General features: G+C 61.1%; 12 protein-coding genes and 1 pseudogene. 6 read left to right on the forward strand and 7 right to left on the reverse strand.

The window, feature by feature from the left end:
* Positions 1 to 122: 122 nt before the first annotated feature.
* The 3 genes from glmU (at position 123) to M0654_RS14200 (ending at position 4221) form a co-directional block, all read left to right on the forward strand.
* Positions 123 to 1484 carry a bifunctional UDP-N-acetylglucosamine diphosphorylase/glucosamine-1-phosphate N-acetyltransferase GlmU gene (gene glmU / locus M0654_RS14190; protein WP_248683693.1) on the forward strand — a complete coding sequence of 454 codons (1362 nt, stop codon included), beginning with the start codon at positions 123 to 125 and terminating at the stop codon, positions 1482 to 1484.
* A 121-nt stretch (positions 1485 to 1605) separates the two neighbouring features.
* The gene (gene glmS / locus M0654_RS14195; RefSeq protein ID WP_248683694.1) at positions 1606 to 3432 is read left to right on the forward strand and encodes a glutamine--fructose-6-phosphate transaminase (isomerizing); all 1827 of its coding nucleotides are present in this window, start codon (positions 1606 to 1608) and stop codon (positions 3430 to 3432) included.
* A 90-nt stretch (positions 3433 to 3522) separates the two neighbouring features.
* Positions 3523 to 4221, forward strand: coding sequence for a DUF502 domain-containing protein (locus M0654_RS14200; RefSeq protein WP_118849709.1), 699 nt, complete (start codon positions 3523 to 3525; stop codon positions 4219 to 4221).
* Here M0654_RS14200 and recG read toward each other — a convergent pair.
* Positions 4199 to 6304, reverse strand: a complete 2106-nt coding sequence (recG, locus tag M0654_RS14205; RefSeq protein ID WP_248683695.1) for an ATP-dependent DNA helicase RecG — start codon at positions 6302 to 6304, stop codon at positions 4199 to 4201. The two genes, M0654_RS14200 and recG, sit on opposite strands and share 23 nt — an antisense overlap.
* An 89-nt stretch (positions 6305 to 6393) precedes the next feature.
* Between recG and M0654_RS14210 the strand changes: the two genes are divergently transcribed.
* Together M0654_RS14210 and mfd are read left to right on the forward strand one after the other, a co-directional pair.
* Positions 6394 to 6723 carry a succinate dehydrogenase assembly factor 2 gene (locus M0654_RS14210; RefSeq protein ID WP_248683696.1) on the forward strand — a complete coding sequence of 110 codons (330 nt, stop codon included), beginning with the start codon at positions 6394 to 6396 and terminating at the stop codon, positions 6721 to 6723.
* A complete protein-coding gene (gene mfd, locus M0654_RS14215; RefSeq protein ID WP_248683697.1) occupies positions 6720 to 10229 on the forward strand; it encodes a transcription-repair coupling factor in 3510 nt (1169 codons plus the stop codon). Before M0654_RS14210 ends, mfd begins: the two co-directional genes overlap by 4 nt.
* A gap of 89 nt (positions 10230 to 10318) precedes the next feature.
* On the opposite strand, the gene M0654_RS14220 is transcribed toward mfd, so the two are convergent.
* On the reverse strand, positions 10319 to 10990 hold the full coding sequence (locus M0654_RS14220) for a DsbA family oxidoreductase (protein WP_248683698.1): 672 nt from the start codon (positions 10988 to 10990) through the stop codon (positions 10319 to 10321).
* 35 nt (positions 10991 to 11025) lie between these two features.
* Positions 11026 to 12831: an extracellular solute-binding protein gene (locus tag M0654_RS14225; RefSeq protein WP_248683699.1), complete on the reverse strand. Its 1806-nt coding sequence runs from the start codon at positions 12829 to 12831 to the stop codon at positions 11026 to 11028.
* A gap of 278 nt (positions 12832 to 13109) precedes the next feature.
* On the opposite strand from M0654_RS14225, the gene M0654_RS14230 reads away from it, so the two are divergent.
* Entirely contained in the window at positions 13110 to 13757 is a 648-nt protein-coding gene (locus tag M0654_RS14230) for an invasion associated locus B family protein (RefSeq protein WP_248683700.1), read from the forward strand.
* A gap of 77 nt (positions 13758 to 13834) precedes the next feature.
* Here the strand turns inward: M0654_RS14230 and hspQ are convergent, their stop codons facing one another.
* The 4 genes and pseudogenes from hspQ to M0654_RS14250 form a co-directional block, all read right to left on the reverse strand.
* On the reverse strand, positions 13835 to 14164 hold the full coding sequence (gene hspQ / locus M0654_RS14235; protein ID WP_118849715.1) for a heat shock protein HspQ: 330 nt from the start codon (positions 14162 to 14164) through the stop codon (positions 13835 to 13837).
* A gap of 87 nt (positions 14165 to 14251) precedes the next feature.
* Positions 14252 to 15180, reverse strand: a pseudogene (locus M0654_RS14240) (DMT family transporter).
* Positions 15181 to 15265: 85 nt separating this feature from the next.
* Entirely contained in the window at positions 15266 to 16675 is a 1410-nt protein-coding gene (gene glnA, locus M0654_RS14245; protein WP_118849717.1) for a type I glutamate--ammonia ligase, read from the reverse strand.
* Between the two features lie 69 nt (positions 16676 to 16744).
* Positions 16745 to 17083: a P-II family nitrogen regulator gene (locus M0654_RS14250; protein ID WP_007753933.1), complete on the reverse strand. Its 339-nt coding sequence runs from the start codon at positions 17081 to 17083 to the stop codon at positions 16745 to 16747.
* Between the last annotated feature and the right edge of the window lie 21 nt (positions 17084 to 17104).

Here is a 17104-nt window from a genome sequence, read left to right on the forward strand (position 1 = left end):
GCAGAACACTCAAGGGGCGTCTTCGGGCGCCTTTTTTTGTTTCTGGCCTACACACTGCGTTTGTCGCGCGGCATCCAACTCGGTGCTACAACCCGCGCGATCGTAAATAGGGAGATTCGTGTATGAGCCGCTCATGCCTTGCCGTGATCCTGGCCGCCGGTGACAGCACCCGGATGAAGTCATCGAAATCGAAGGTGCTTCATGACGTGGCCGGGCGCCCGATGATCGCCCATGTCATGGCGGCGGTGGCTTCGGCAGGTGTGTCGGATGCAGCCTTGGTGGTTGGTCGCGATGCGGACGCGGTCGCCAAAGCGGCCGCATTGGAGGGCTTGAAAGTCGAGACCGTTCTGCAGACCGAGCGTCGCGGAACGGGGCATGCCGTACTGACCGCAAAAGATGCCATCGCGCGAGGCTATGACGACGTCATTGTCACCTACGGTGACGTGCCGCTGGTGCAGCCGTCCTCGTTCGCGGCAGCGCGCGAACGACTTGCAGAAGGTGCCGACGTTGTCGTCATCGGCTTCCACACAGACAAGCCCACCGGCTACGGCCGGCTTCTGGTCGAAGGCGGCGAGTTGATTGCTATCCGGGAAGAACGCGACGCGACGGATGAAGAGCGCAAGGTAACCTGGTGCAACAGCGGCCTGATGGCGATCAACGGCCGCAAGGCGCTGGCTTTCCTTGAGCAGATCACCAACAACAACGCCAAGGGAGAATATTACCTGACGGATGTCGTGGAGATCGCACGCTCTGCTGGCGGCAAGGTGGTGGCCGTGGATGCGCCGGAAACCGAGGTGGCGGGCTGCAACAACCGCGCCGAACTCGCCTATCTCGAAAAGCTGTGGCAGCAGCGCCGGCGCCATGAACTCATGGTTTCGGGCGTAACGATGATTGCTCCGGAAACGGTGTTCCTTTCCTTTGATACAGAAATCGGCCAGGACGCGGTGATCGAGCCTAACGTCGTCTTCGGTCCAGGTGCCGTTATTGAGGAAGGCGCCATCATCCACGCTTTTTCACACATCGAGGGCGCCCGCGTCGCAAGTGGTGCGACGGTGGGGCCTTTCGCACGGTTGCGCCCCGGTGCGGACCTGATGGAAGGCGCCAAGGTCGGTAACTTCTGTGAGGTGAAGAATGCGACGATCGCCGAAGGCGCGAAGGTTAATCACCTCACCTATATTGGCGACGCGGCGGTGGGCGCCAAATCCAACATTGGAGCAGGGACCATCACCTGCAACTATGACGGCGTGAACAAACACAAGACGACAATCGGCGCGAATGCATTTATTGGCTCGAATTCCTCGCTCGTGGCGCCAGTGACGATTGGGGATGGATCCTATGTGGCCTCGGGCAGCGTCATCACGGAAGACGTGCCTGCCAATGCGCTGGCGCTCGGGCGCGCGCGGCAGGAGGTGAAGCCGGAGCGCGCCAGCGTGATCCGTGAGCGGGCGCTGGCACTGAAGGCCGCCAAGAAGGCGTCCAAGTAAAGTTAGGCACTGTAGGTCGAAGCTGCATTTCAGTCGTTCATCAAATGTGTGATCGGAGGACTTGCGGCCACAAGGGAAGCCGCTAGGTCTTTGCCGGCTGAGCGGAGCGTGAGGGGTTGATATGTGCGGGATTGTTGGGATCGTTGGGCAGGAGCCGGTTGCCGGTCGTCTGGTGGATGCACTGCGGCGGCTTGAATACCGCGGTTACGACTCTGCAGGCGTCGCCACTATCCATGACGGCCGGCTCGACCGGCGCCGCGCGGAAGGCAAGCTCTTCAACCTCGAAAAGAAGCTCGACGAGGAACCGCTTCCCGGGATCATCGGCATCGCTCATACCCGCTGGGCCACGCATGGCGTGCCGAACGTAACCAATGCCCATCCGCATTTCGTGGATGGCGTGGCCGTCGTCCACAACGGTATCATCGAGAACTTCTCGGAACTGAAGGACGAACTGGTCAGCGACGGCGCGGTCTTCAAGAGCCAGACGGATACGGAGGTCGTGGCTCACCTTCTCGCGAAATATCGTCGGGAGGGGATGAGCCAAAGGCAGGCGATGCTTGCCATGCTTAACCGCGTTGCCGGCGCCTATGCTCTGGTGGTGATCTTCCAGGACGACCCGAACACCATCATGGCCGCACGCTTCGGCCCGCCGCTTGCCATCGGCCACGGCCGCGGCGAGATGTTCTTGGGCTCGGACGCCATCGCGCTTGCGCCTTTCACCACCGAGATCACCTATCTCGTTGACGGCGATTGCGCGATCATGACGCGCAACGGCGTCGAGATCATCGACTACGACGGCGAGCCATTGGTTCGAAAGAGCCAGATCTCGCAAGCCGCTGCCTTCATGGTCGACAAGGGCAACCACCGCCACTTCATGGAGAAGGAGATCTACGAGCAGCCGGAGATCATCTCCCATGCGCTCGGACACTATATCGATTTCGCAAGCCACACAGTGAAGCCGAACCAAAGCGATATCGACTTCGGTGCTGTCTCCGGTCTCGCCATCTCGGCCTGCGGCACGGCCTATTTGTCCGGCCTCGTCGGCAAATACTGGTTTGAGCGTTATGCGCGCCTGCCGGTCGAGATCGACGTTGCCTCCGAGTTCCGCTATCGCGAACTACCTCTGTCGCCATCTCAGGCAGCCCTGTTCATCTCACAGTCCGGCGAAACGGCCGACACGCTGGCTTCGTTGCGCTACTGCAAGGAGCAGGGGCTGAAGATCGGTGCGGTGGTGAACGTGAAGGAATCGACCATCGCACGTGAATCGGATGCGATTTTTCCAATCCTTGCCGGCCCGGAAATCGGCGTCGCCTCGACCAAGGCCTTCACCTGCCAGTTGGCGGTGCTTGCCGCGCTTGCGATCGGGGCAGGGCGCGCCCGTGGCACGGTGACAGCGGCCGACGAGAAGGCGATGGTCAAGCATCTCGCCGAAATGCCGCGCATCATGAGCCGGGTGCTCAACGAGATCCAGCCGCAGGTCGAGGCGCTGTCCCGCGAGCTTTCGCGTTTCAAGGACGTGCTGTATCTCGGTCGCGGCACCAGTTATCCGCTGGCGCTCGAAGGCGCGCTGAAGCTCAAGGAAATCTCCTACATCCATGCCGAAGGTTATGCGGCGGGTGAGCTCAAGCATGGCCCGATCGCACTGATCGATGAAAATATGCCGGTGATCGTGATTGCGCCACATGACCGCTTCTTCGAGAAGACGATTTCCAACATGCAGGAAGTCGCCGCGCGCGGCGGCAGGATCATCTTCATTACGGATGAAGCGGGTGCTGCTGCATCGAAGCTCCCGACCATGGCGACGATCACGTTGCCGAATGTGGATGAGATCATCTCACCGATGATCTACTCGCTGCCGATCCAGTTGCTGGCCTATCATACGGCCGTCTTCATGGGTACGGACGTCGACCAGCCGCGCAACCTCGCGAAGTCGGTCACCGTGGAGTGATCACCCATCGCTTTTCCTTGCATCGCAGCATGGCATCCGGCATTGTCGCCACGAATGAGCCGCAATGCGCAGATGATGTAAGGAAACCCGATGAGCGACAGTCCAGAGCGAATCTCGCTGGCCGGCCGCCTCAGGAACAATTTCCTCACCGGCCTGATCATCTGTGCGCCTCTGGCGATCACGATATGGCTGACCTTCACCTTCATTGATTGGGCGGACAGCTGGGTTACGCCCTACATTCCGCAGCGTTACGATCCACAATATTACCTGGATGTCGCGATCCCTGGTACCGGCCTGCTGATTGCCGTCTTGCTGATCACCATCGTCGGTTTCCTGGGCAAGAACCTGATCGGCCGCTCGATCGTCAACTTTGGCGAATCGATCCTTCATCGCATGCCACTGGTGCGCACGATCTACCGCAGCGTGAAGCAGATCCTGGAGACGGTGCTGAAAGAGCAGTCGACCTCCTTCAAGAAATGCGGCCTCATCGAGTTCCCGAGCCCCGGAATGTGGGCACTGGTGTTCATCTCGGGTGATGCGCAGGGGGAAATCGCTGCAAAACTCAATGCTGATGGCGAGGAAATGATCGGCGTCTTCCTGCCCCCAACACCGGTGCCGACCGCGGGCTTTCTGATGTTCGTGCCGAGAAGCAAGGTCATCATGCTCGACATGACGCCGGAAGAGGGTGCTCGCCTGTTGATCTCGGGCGGCCTGATCGCCCCGGAATACAAGCCGCAGGGACAACCGGTTCCGGCTCTTGTTGCACCTATCCGGCCCGCAGGAACCTGATCGCCTCGTCACGCCGGTGCAGGTAAAGCAGCGTCCGCAGCGCTTGCCCGCGTTCGCTCGTCAGGTCCGGGTCGCGCTCGAGCAGGTAGGCTGCATCCTTTCGGGCGATCTCGAGAAGGTCCGCATGCGCCTCCAGGCTCGCCAGCCGAAAGCCGGGCGTGCCGGACTGGCGTGTACCAAGCAGTTCGCCTTCACCGCGCAGCTTCAGGTCTTCTTCGGCGATCAGGAAGCCATCCTCGCTGTCGCGCAGGATCGAAAGACGCGCGCGGCCGGTTTCGCTGAGCGGCCCCTTGTAAAGCAGGATGCAGGTCGAGGCCTCGCTACCGCGCCCGACACGGCCCCTCAACTGGTGAAGCTGCGCGAGCCCGAAGCGCTCGGCATGCTCGATGACCATGATGGTCGCATCAGGCACGTCCACACCGACCTCAACCACAGTCGTCGCGACTAGCAGGCGGATCTGACCGTCCTTGAACGCGCCCATCACCGCATCCTTTTCAGGTCCAGCCATCCGCCCGTGAATGAGCCCGACATTCTCCCGCCCAAGTTCGGCGGCGAGCACCGCGAACCGCTCCTCCGCCGACATCAGCTCCGAAACGTCCGATTCCTCCACGAGTGGGCAGATCCAGTAGGCCTTCTTGCCTTCAGCAATCACACTCCTGAGGCGGCCGACGATATCGCCGATCCGCTCGGTGGGGATCGTCACGGTCTGGATTGGCTTGCGCCCGGCAGGTTTCTCGGTGAGTTTCGACACGTCCATGTCGCCGAAGGCCGCAAGCACGAGCGTGCGCGGGATCGGCGTCGCCGTCATCACCAGCATGTGCGGCGAGATGCCCTTTGCGGTCAGACGCAGTCGCTGGTGCACGCCGAAACGATGCTGTTCATCGACCACCGCGAGAAGCAGGTTCTTGTAGTTGATCGCATCTTGGAACAGCGCATGGGTGCCGATGATGATCTGTGCCTCGCCAGATGCGATCCGCTCGATGATGTTTTCCCGCTCGCGTCCCTTGGTCCGCCCCGTCAGGACCTCCACGGAAATGCCCGCCGCGGCGGCCAGCTTTGAGATCGTCGCATGGTGCTGGCGGGAAAGAATTTCTGTGGGCGCCATCAGCACCGCCTGACCACCCGCTTCAACCGCGGCCGCCATGGCAAGCAGGGCTACGAGCGTCTTGCCTGCTCCAACATCGCCCTGCAGCAGGCGCAGCATTCGTTCCTCGCCAGCCATGTCGGCAAGGATCTGCTCCACCGCCGTGGACTGGCTGGGGGTAGGGGTGAACGGCAGTGCCTTCAGGATTTTCGCGGCCAGCGCGCCTTCGACGCGGATTGGCTTACCCGGAACCTTGCGCACCTTCTGGCGCACCAGCGACAGGGATACCTGACCGGCGAGAAATTCGTCATAGGCAAGCCTCCGCCGCGCCGGCGCTTGCGGATCAATATCCTTGTCGTCGCGTGGGTCATGAAGCCGCCGGAACGCATCGGCGACGGACGGAAAGCCCTGGTGCTGCACGAGGCTCAGGTCCGCCCACTCCGCCAGTTCCGGGATACGTGCCGTCGCACCTTCGATGGCTTTCCTGAGAGTCTTCGGCGTCAGGCCTGCGGTCAGCGGATAGACGGGCTCCACCAGCGGCATGTCCTCGGCTTCTGACGCTTTCACCATCAGATCAGGGTGCACCATCGAGGCGCGGCCGTTGAACCAGTCGACCTTGCCGCTCACGACAACCTGTTCGTCTATGGGCAGTGACTTTGCCAGCCAATCACCCTTTGCGCGGAAGAAGGTGAGCGCCAGTTCGCCGGTTTCGTCGTGCAGAAACACGCGGTAAGGAACATTGGGCTTGCCGCGCGGCGGCGGCTGATGGCGGTCAACGCGACCTTCGATGGTGACAATGGCGCCCTGCGGCGCAAAGGCAATCCCGGGCTTGTTGCGGCGGTCGATCAGCGAATAAGGTGCGTGGAACAGGAGATCCACCACCCGGGCGTCCTCCTCGTCTGCGCCCGTCACCTTCGCAATCAGGTCCGCAATCTTCGGCCCAACACCGGGCAGGGAAGAAACGGAGGCGAAAAGGGGATCAAGCAGAGCCGGACGCATGAACGTTAGATGCGATAGATTTTGCACGCTTGGCAAGGTGACGCGGCGAGAAAACGGCCCTATATGATCCGCAAAACAGGGACTTGCACATGACTGGACTGGCGCGCACAAGCGCGGACCTCGACCCGCGCCGCCGGCGCATTCTTTACCGCTGCTGGCATCGCGGCATCCGCGAAATGGATCTGGTTTTCGGCAGCTTTGCCGAGGCCGAGATTACCACACTTTCCGAAACCGAACTCGACGAATTCGAGCAGATCATGGCCGAGGATGACCACGACCTGCACGCCTGGATTACCGGCGCAAGACCACTGCCGGCGGACCGAAACACGCCACTTTTTGCGCGCGTTGCCGCTTACGAGCCGGATTTTGATCCCGTCACCAAAGCTTCGCTTCAGGAAAAGCTGGGACAGCCTGAATGATCTCCGGATTCGATGCAAAGAAGATCGCGGCCTCCTCGGTGCCGATGATCATCGGCGGCGTGCCAACCGGCATGGAGCCGATGGTACTCGCCGAACTGGTGCGGGCCGGTCAGTCGGTGGCCTACGTCATGTCGGATGGCCAGAAACTCCTCGACCTCGAGCAGATGCTGTCCTTCGTCGCACCGGAAATACCGGTGCTGACGCTGCCGGCCTGGGACTGCCTGCCTTACGATCGGGTTTCGCCGAGTGCCGATGTCTCCGCCCGTAGACTTTCTGCGCTTTCGGGGCTGATCTCGCACGCGAAGAAACCGCACGCTGCGATCGTCCTGATCACCGTCAACGCCATGCTGCAGAAGATTGCGCCGGCGGAGGTGATCGAGAGCCTGGCGTTCTCCGCCAAGCCCGGCAACCAGATCCGGATGGACGATATTGCCGCTCGGCTGGAGCGCAACGGCTTTGAGCGCGTCGCGACGGTTCGGGAGGTCGGTGAGTTCGCCGTTCGCGGTGGTATCCTCGACGTGTTCGTTCCCGGCACAGAGGAGCCGGTGCGGCTCGATTTCTTCGGCGATACGCTCGAGACGATCCGTTCCTTCGACCCGGCGAGCCAGAGGACGACAGGGCAGGCCCGATCACTCGATCTCAACCCTATGAGCGAGGTGACGCTGACGCCGGATACGATCAGCCGTTTCCGCAAGAACTATCTGTCACTGTTTGGAGCCGCGACGCGCGATGATGCGCTGTACCAGGCGGTCTCCGAAGGACGCCGTTATGCCGGCATGGAGCACTGGCTGCCGCTGTTCTACGACAGGCTGGAAACCGCCTTCGACTACCTCAAGGGCTTTCGCATCGTCACCGATCACAATGCCCGCGAAGCGGCGAGTGAGCGATCGAAGCTGGTGCTTGATTATTTCGAGGCGCGTCGGGATTCTGGCTCGCAAGGCAAGGGGCTGACGGCGCAGGCGACGCCCTACAAGCCGGTCTCGCCGGGGCAGCTCTACCTCGATGCCAAAGCCTTCGGCGACGCGCTGGATGAGGCAGGCGCGCTGCGGCTCACGCCATTCAACGAGATGGATGCAGAAGCACGCCGCGTCGTGACCGTTGATGCCCATGTTGGCCCGCGTTGGGCCAAGGCCCAGGCCGAGAAGACGGATAGCGACGAGCGCATCAATGTCTTCGACTTGGTGGTGAAGCATATCGCCGACAAACGTGCCGCGGGCAGCAAAGTGCTTGTCACCGGCTGGTCCGCAGGATCGCTCGACCGCCTGCTGCAGGTGCTGGACGAGCGCGGCCTTAAGCGGATCCGCCAGATCGACAAGCTGGCTGACCTCAACAAGCTCGAAAAGGGGGAGGCCGCCGCCGCCGTGCTTAGCCTGGAAGGCGGTTTCGAAACCGGTGACCTCGTCGTCATCGGCGAACAGGACATCCTCGGCGACCGCATGGTGCGCCGTGGCAAGCGCCGCAAGCGCGCTGCGGACTTCCTGACCGAGGTCGCGGGCCTCGACGAAGGCTCGCTTGTCGTGCACGCCGAGCATGGTATCGGCAAGTTCGTCGGCCTGGTTACGATCGAAGCGGCCGGCGCGCCGCGAGCCTGCCTTGAGCTTCACTACGCCGACCAAGCCAAGCTCTTCCTGCCGGTTGAAAACATCGACCTCCTGTCGCGTTACGGCTCCGATGCCGCCGAAGCCCAACTTGACAAGCTGGGCGGTGGTGCCTGGCAGGCCCGCAAGGCAAAGCTGAAGAAGCGCCTGCTCGACATGGCAGGTGACCTCATCCGCATTGCCGCCACCCGAATGGTGCGGCGTGCCCCGGTGCTGTCGACGCCGGAAGGGCTCTATGACGAGTTTGCGGCACGCTTTCCTTATGACGAAACCGAAGATCAGGAAAACGCAATCGAATCGGTCCGCGAAGACCTGGCGGCCGGACGCCCGATGGACCGCCTGGTGTGCGGCGACGTCGGTTTCGGCAAGACCGAGGTGGCGTTGCGTGCTGCCTTCTTCGCGGCCATGAACGGTGCGCAGGTAGCGGTGGTTGTTCCGACGACGCTGCTGGCCCGCCAGCATTTCAAGACCTTCAGCGAACGTTTCCGCGGCCTGCCGATCAAGATCGCCCAGGCCTCGCGCCTGGTCTCGGCGAAGGAACTGGCGCAGACCAAGAAAGACCTGGCGGACGGCAAGGTCGACATTGTTGTCGGCACCCATGCGCTGCTGGGCACAGGCATCCAGTTCGCCAACCTCAGCCTGCTGATCATCGACGAAGAGCAGCATTTCGGCGTCAAGCACAAGGAGCGGCTGAAGGAGTTGAAGAGCGACGTGCATGTGCTGACGCTTTCGGCAACACCGATCCCGCGCACGCTGCAGCTTGCTATGACCGGGGTGCGGGAACTTTCCCTCATCACCACGCCACCGGTGGACCGCATGGCGGTGCGCACCTTCATTTCGCCTTTCGACCCGCTGGTGATCCGCGAAACGTTGATGCGCGAGCACTACCGTGGCGGACAGAGTTTCTACGTCTGCCCGCGGCTCGCCGACTTGCCGGAGATCCAGGCCTTCCTTCAATCGGATGTGCCGGAACTGAAGGTTGCCGTCGCGCACGGCCAGATGGCCGCTGGCGAACTCGAAGACATCATGAACGCCTTCTACGACGGCAAATATGATGTTCTGCTTTCGACAACGATCGTTGAATCAGGTCTGGACGTGCCCACGGCCAACACTCTGATCGTGCACCGTGCCGACATGTTCGGCCTGGCGCAGCTCTACCAACTGCGTGGCCGCGTCGGCCGTTCGAAGGTGAGGGCGTTTGCCCTCTTCACCTTGCCGGTGAACAAGCAACTGACGGTTACGGCGGAACGCCGCCTCAAGGTGCTCCAGTCGCTTGACACGTTGGGCGCTGGTTTCCAGCTGGCCAGCCATGACCTCGACATCCGCGGTGCCGGCAACCTGCTTGGCGAAGAGCAGTCCGGTCACATCAAGGAAGTCGGCTTCGAGCTCTATCAGCAGATGCTGGAAGAAGCGGTCGCCGAGGTGAAGGGCGAGAGCGACATCGTCGACACCGGCTGGTCGCCACAGATCTCCGTCGGCATCACGGTAATGATCCCCGAAAACTACGTGCCGGACCTGCATCTGCGCATGGGCCTCTACCGCCGGCTTGGCGAACTCGAGGACCTGCAGGAAATCGATGGTTTCGGTGCCGAGATGGTCGACCGCTTTGGACCGATGCCGGTCGAAGTCCAGAACCTGCTCAAGGTGGTCTACATCAAATCCTTGTGCCGCACGGCCAATGTCGAAAAGCTGGATGCAGGGCCGAAGGGCGTCGTCGTCACCTTCCGCGATAAGCAGTTCCCGAACCCGGCCGCGTTGGTTGGTTACATCGCCAAGCAGGGCGTGATGGCCAAGATCCGTCCGGACCAGAGCGTCTTCCTCAACCGCGATCTGCCGACACCGGAAAAGCGGCTGACGGTCGCTGCCCAGATCATGAAGCAGTTCGCCGAGCTTGCGAAGGCGAGCTAGGCCGACTGCAAACAGAACCGCCGCCTCTTGAAACAAGGGCGGCGGTTTGAACGATTTGATATGGATGCCGTGGCGATCGGCGTCTGGCATTAGATCATGCTCTTGCGAGCCTCGCCCTTGAGCTTGGCGATCTCGCGCAGGGCGTTCGACAACACGTCCGGCGTCTGAGCCCCGCTCACCGCGTACTGGCCGTCGATGATGAAGAAGGGCACGCCGTTGACGCCCATCTTCTGGGCCGCGTCGATCTCCGACAGAACCGTTTCCTTGTCTGCATCCGTCTTAAGAAGATTTTCGATCACCTTGCGGTCGAGACCACAGGCTTCGGCGATATCGGCCAGTACCGCGTGGTCGCCGACATTACGCCCTTCCTCGAAGTTCGCCTTGAAGAGCGCGCTTGCCACCCGGTCTTGCGCCTCACGACCTTCCATCAGCGCCCAGTGCAGCAGCCGGTGGGCATCGAGGGTATTGGGGCCAATCTTGATCGCTTCGAAGTTATAGCGGATGCCGACTTCTTCGCCGAGCTTGGTGAGCATCCCGTGGGAGCGCTCCACCGCATCCTTGCCGCCCAGCTTCTCCGCCAGGTGCTTTTGATGGTCGACGCCTTCCGGCGGATGCTCCGGATTGAGCCGGTAGGGGCGCCAGTTGATGTCGACGCCGATCTCATCCTGCACATCTGCAATCGCGAGCTCCAGGCGAGCCTTGCCGAGATAGCACCACGGGCAGACGATGTCCGAGACGATGTCGATGGTGATGCGTTCCATGGCAAGTGTCCTTTCCGAGTGGATGCCGCGCGGCCTTATTGCGCGCGTTTGTCCCACCACGTGTTGAGCTGGTAGCCGTAAAGCGGCAGCTTCTCGGGGTAGCTGATATGGCTCCATCGCGCCACCCATTGATCGGGAATGTGATAGAGCGGCACGAGATAGTGGCCGGAGAGCAGCATCCGGTCGTAAGCCCTCACCGTCGCCTCGAAATCCGGTTGGCTGCGCACCGTCATCATCGACCCGATCAGACGGTCGAGATCCGGATCGGCCGCGCCGGCGAAGTTGAAGCTGCCCTGCCGATCCTTCGACGCAGAGCCCCATCGGTTCACTTGTTCAATGCCCGGGGACAGCGACGACGGATAGGACTTCACGATCATGTCGTAGTCGAAGTTGCCCGAACGCGCCTGGTATTGTGCGTCATCGACGGTGCGGATCGACATATCGACCCCGATCATCCGCAACGTCCGCTGGTAGGCGATGGCAAGCTTCTCCTGGTCGGCAGTCTGCGTCATCACCTCGAAGGCGAGAGGCTTGCCAGCAGCATCCGACATGCGGCCGTTCTTGATCGTGTAGCCGCCGGCCTTCAGCTTCTCCACCGCCTGGCGAAGAACCTTTCGGTCGGCACCCGAACCGTCGGTCCTGGGCTGGCGGTAGCTGCCATCGAGAATGGCCGGCGCCACCTTGTCCTTGGCAGCGCCCAGCAGTTCGAGTTCCCTGGGCTCTGCGGGATTGCCGAGCGCGCTCAGCGGCGAGTTCTGCCAATAGCTTTCGGTGCGCGTATAGGCGCCGTCAAACAGGTTGCGGTTCACCCACTCGAAGTCGAACGCGAGCGACAGGCCTTCGCGAACATTGGCATCAGCGAAGATCGGACGGCGGGTGTTGAACACGAAGCCCAGCATGCCGGTCGGCAATTGCGGCTTGAAGGACTCCTTCAATACGTCGCCGCGCTGCACCGCCGGAAAATCATAAGCCCGCGTCCAGTGGGTCGGGCTGCCTTCGAGGTAGATGTCGACAGCACCCTTCTTGAAGGCTTCGAACAGCGTGTTCTCCTGGAGGAAATATTCCACCGAGATCTGGTCGTAGTTGTCGAACCCGATTTTCGAAGGGATATCCGCGCCCCAGTAATCGGGATTGCGCTCGTAGACGATCCGTTCGCCCGGCGAGACAGCCTTGACCCGGTATGGCCCCGAACCGATAGGGTACTTCAGCGTGCTCTGGTCGAAACGCTCGGGGTCGATGGCATGCTTGGGCAGGATCGGCGTGGCGCTCGCCAGGATCAGCGGGAATTCGCGGTCCGCCTTCTCGTTGAAGGTAAAGCGCACGCTGTGCTCGCCAACCTTTTCCATCTTCTCTACGGCAGCCAGCCGGCCGGAGAAGGGGATGCGTCCCTTGTCGCGCAAGAGCTCCATGGTGAAGATGACATCCTCAGGCTTCACCGGTTCCCCGTCAGACCATTTCGCCTTGGGATTGAGGTTGAACTGGATGTAGGTGCGGTCGTCGTCCATCTCGACTGTTTCGGCCAGCAGGCCGTAGAGCGAGAACGGCTCGTCGCTGGAGCGCGTCATCAGCGATTCGAACAAGAGGTTGCCGAAGATTGTGTCCCACAGGCCGCGCGCCGTCGTTCGCATGCTCTTCAGGATGAACGGGTTCAGGTTGTCGAACGTGCCGACAACGCCGTAGCTGATCCGGCCGCCCTTCTTCACGTCCGGCTTCACATACGGGAAGTGTTGGTAGCTAGAAGGGAGCGCCGGCTCACCCCGCATGGCGATGCCGTGAACCGGTTCTGCGGTCGCTTGTGAGCCTATAAGGAGAGCGGCGATGAATGGCAGCAGGTGTCGCATGGTTCTCGAAGATCAGGTTTGATTCGCCTCCAAGGTAACGGAAGCGCGCGCGTCGACCAATGGCTGTTCCGCCTGCAGTCTGGCCGTCGTCGTTAACGTTTTATCACAAAATTGGACGAGGGGACTGGATATCGGACCGGTCGCGATGTAACAGGTTGCCGGACGGGCGGGTCATTCAATTGCCTCATTTGAACGACAGGTGACGGGCAGTAGGACACCCCGACGGAGTTTGTTCGGCGATGGCCGGCCCCAACGGTTTTCAGGAGACGGATCTCGTTATGATGCTTAAGGCAACCCAAGTTCTGCGGACGGCTATGTCCGCCCTTGCTCTTTCGGTCGGTGCAAGCGCGCTGCCGGTTGCAGCTTCTGCCCAGGACGCTCCCGCCGCGGCTGCTCCGGGTGCCCCGCCGCTCGGTTGGTTCAAGACCTGCACCAAGCAGGATGACAGCGATCTCTGCGTGGTACAGAACATCATCGCCGCCCAGAACGGCCAGTTGATCACCGCTGTCGGCCTCATCACCGTTGAAGGCAAGGTGAACCGCAAGATCCTGCAGGTTTCCGTGCCGACCGCGCGCCTCGTACCCCCGGGCATCGTGATGCAGATCGATGGCGGCAAGGGCCAGAAACTCGACTACGTGGTCTGCCTGCCGGACAAGTGCACCGCTGAAGTGCCGCTGACCGACGCGATGATCACCAGCATGAAGAAGGGTACCGAAGTGATCTTCACCTCGGTCAACTTCCGCCGTGCGCCGAACCCGATCAAGATTCCGCTGACCGGCTTCACCGGCGCCTTCGACGGCCCGGCCATGCCGCAGGAGCAGATTGCCCAGAGCCAGCGCAGCCTTGAAGAAGGCCTGCAGAAGAAGGCTGAAGAGACCCGCAAGAAGCTTGAGGATGCGCAGAACGCAGCCAAGCAGGGTCAGTAAGATCCTTCACGGACCACTGAACAAAAAGGCCGGCGTTTTCGCCGGCCTTTTTATTTGTGCTCGAACTTGTGGCTGGTTCAGTGCGCCAGGATGACCTTCGGCTTCAACTGGCCTGAAGGCGCGCGGTCGAAGATCTGGTAGACCTGCGGGTTGCGCAGAGGCATCTCGCTCTCATCATGCTCAAGGTTTTGCTCCGAAACATAAGCGACGTATTCGCTTTCGTCGTTTTCGGCGAGCAGATGGTAGAACGGCTGGTCTTTCGCTGGGCGGATTTCGGCTGGAATAGAATTCCACCATTCGTCTGTATTGGCGAATTCCGGATCCACATCGAACACCACGCCCCTGAACGGAAAGACCTTGTGGCGAACCACTTCACCGATGGTAAATTTGGCGTTTCTCTGTTTCATGGTGCGACGTCCTTTCGGAACCTAATGTGGGAATAATTTTCTCCGACATCAAGAGACTAATGCATGTCGCTGGTCTTCGTTCCACTGCTAAGCATTGCGCAGGCGGGGCCGTTTCATCTTGGCCGTGGCGAGAATTACACCACCGAGCACGAGAATGATTCCAACGGCCTGGTAGGTCTCGAATGTTTCCCCGAGGAAGATCACCGCCATGATGATCGAGACCGGAGGCATCATGTAAAGCGTTGCGCCTGCAGTCGCCGGGGCAAAGACGCGCACCGTGTGCTGGAAGCAGAAAAAGGCGGCAAGGGAGGCAAGGAGGATGATGCCGGCGATCATCGACCAGGCGTTCAGCGTGGAGGGTAGCAGGCCACCATTCCAGTGCTCCCAGATCGCAGGCGGCAGGAGCACGAGCGATCCGGAAAAGGACATCAGCCCGAAGAGCGTCAGTGGCGGCACCGCTTGCGCGGCTGGACGGCGCAGAAGGACCGAATAGACGCCAAGGCGATTGCGGCGCTCAGCATGCCGAAGTCGCCGATGTTGAACCGCATATGCGTGAGGGCGGCCAGATCGCCGCGCAACACGATTGCCGCGACGCCGGCAAAAGCGACGATCATGCCCAGCAGTTCACGCAAGCTGATGCGCCGCCCCGCAAAAAGCCCATTCCAGCAGGATGATGAAAAGCGACGACGTGGTGTAGATCAGCGTGGCGTTGGAAGCGGTCGTCAAGGTCAACGCCCAATAGACCAGCCCGCCGCAGATGCCGATGCTCAGGAAGCCGAGCCATAACCATAGCCAGGTGTGGTTCCGGACAAAGCCGCGCGCTACCGGCCAGGTTGCGTACAAGATCGGCACCATGATCAGGCCTGACCCGAACCAGCGGACGAAGGCGGTGATGAACGGTCCGATCTCGCCGATGATGCCGCGCCCGAAAATCAGGTTGCTCGAAAGAAGACCGGCGCCATCACGAAGAGGAGCCAGTCGCCAGGCCGGGGCGACTTCGGAGTAGGCGAGGGCATCGGCGCACCATGCAGTGACAAGACGGCTGAAACGGAAACGGCGGGCCGGAGCCCGCCGCTGAACGCGTGTGACGTGTCGACCCGATCAGGCCGAGTAGTACATGTCGAACTCGACCGGGTGCGGCGTCATTTCGAAGCGCATGACTTCCGTCATCTTGAGCTCGATGTAGGCGTCGATCTGGTCGTCATCGAATACACCGCCGGCGGTCAGGAACTTGCGGTCCTTGTCGAGGCTTTCGAGCGCTTCGCGCAGCGAGCCGCAAACCGTCGGGATCTTCTTCAACTCCTTCGGCGGCAGGTCGTAGAGATCCTTGTCCATGGCCTTGCCCGGGTGGATCTTGTTCTTGATGCCGTCGAGGCCGGCCATCAGCATGGCAGCGAAGCCGAGATAGGGGTTCTGTGCCGGGTCGGGGAAGCGAACTTCGACACGTTTTGCCTTCGGGTTGGAGCCGAAAGGAATGCGGCAGGACGCAGAACGGTTGCGGGCGGAATAGGCCAGCAGCACCGGCGCTTCATAACCAGGAACGAGACGCTTGTAGGAGTTCGTCGTCGGGTTGGTGAAGGCGTTGATCGCCTTGGCGTGCTTGATGATGCCGCCGATATAATACAGGCAGCTCTCCGACAGACCGGCATATTCATCGCCAGCAAAGGTCGGCTTGCCATCCTTCCAGATCGACTGGTGGACGTGCATGCCCGAACCGTTGTCGCCGAAGACCGGCTTCGGCATGAAGGTCGCCGTCTTGCCATAGGCATTGGCAACCTGGTGCACGACGTATTTGTAGATCTGCATCTTGTCGGCGTTGCGCACCAGCGTGTCGAACTTCACGCCGAGCTCGTGCTGGGCGGACGCTACTTCGTGGTGATGCTTTTCGACGACGACGCCCATTTCAGCGAGGACCGTCAGCATTTCGGAGCGCATGTCCTGCAGGCTGTCGACCGGCGGAACCGGGAAGTAACCGCCCTTGACACGCGGACGGTGGCCAAGGTTGCCGGTCTCGTAGTCGGTATCGTCGTTAGACGGCAGTTCGGACGAGTCGAGCTTGAAGCCGGTGTTATAAGGATCCGCCTTGTACTTGACGTCGTCAAAGACGAAGAACTCGGGCTCAGGCCCAACGAACACGGTGTCGCCGATCCCGGATGCCTTCAGGTAGGCTTCGGCCTTCTTGGCGGTGCCGCGCGGATCGCGGTTATAGGCTTCCCCAGAAACCGGATCCAGGATGTCGCAGATGATGACCATGGTCGACTGCGCGAAGAAGGGGTCCATGTGCACGGTCGCCGGATCCGGCATCAGCACCATGTCGGACTCGTTGATGGCCTTCCATCCGCCGATCGAGGAGCCGTCAAACATGACGCCGTCGGTGAACATGTCCTCGTCGACAGCGGCAACGTCCATGGTGACGTGCTGCAGCTTGCCGCGGGGATCGGTAAAGCGAAGGTCCACGAACTTGACGTCGTTTTCCTTGATTTGTTTCATGATTTCGCTTGCGCTCGTCATATGAACTTCCTCGATGTGCGATGACGATGAAGCCTGCGCTGAGTGCGGCAGGACAATGAATGGCGGGCTTTATATAGCGTCGACGCCGGTTTCGCCGGTCCGGATGCGGATGACCTCTTCGACATTCGAAACGAATATCTTGCCGTCTCCAATCCGTCCAGTTTGGGCGGCATTCCGAATGGCTTCGATGACGGCGTCGGCATTCTCGTCCGCCAGGACGACCTCAACCTTGACCTTCGGAAGGAAGTCAACGACGTACTCGGCGCCTCGGTAAAGCTCGGTATGCCCTTTTTGACGGCCGAAGCCCTTCGCTTCGGTGACGGTAATGCCCTGCAGGCCGACTTCCTGAAGGGCTTCCTTCACCTCGTCGAGCTTGAAAGGCTTGATGATCGCTTCGATCTTTTTCATGAGAAACTATGTCTCCGCTTC

The sequence above is a fragment of the Neorhizobium turbinariae genome (genome assembly GCF_023223505.1).
Lineage (GTDB): Bacteria > Pseudomonadota > Alphaproteobacteria > Rhizobiales > Rhizobiaceae > Neorhizobium > Neorhizobium turbinariae.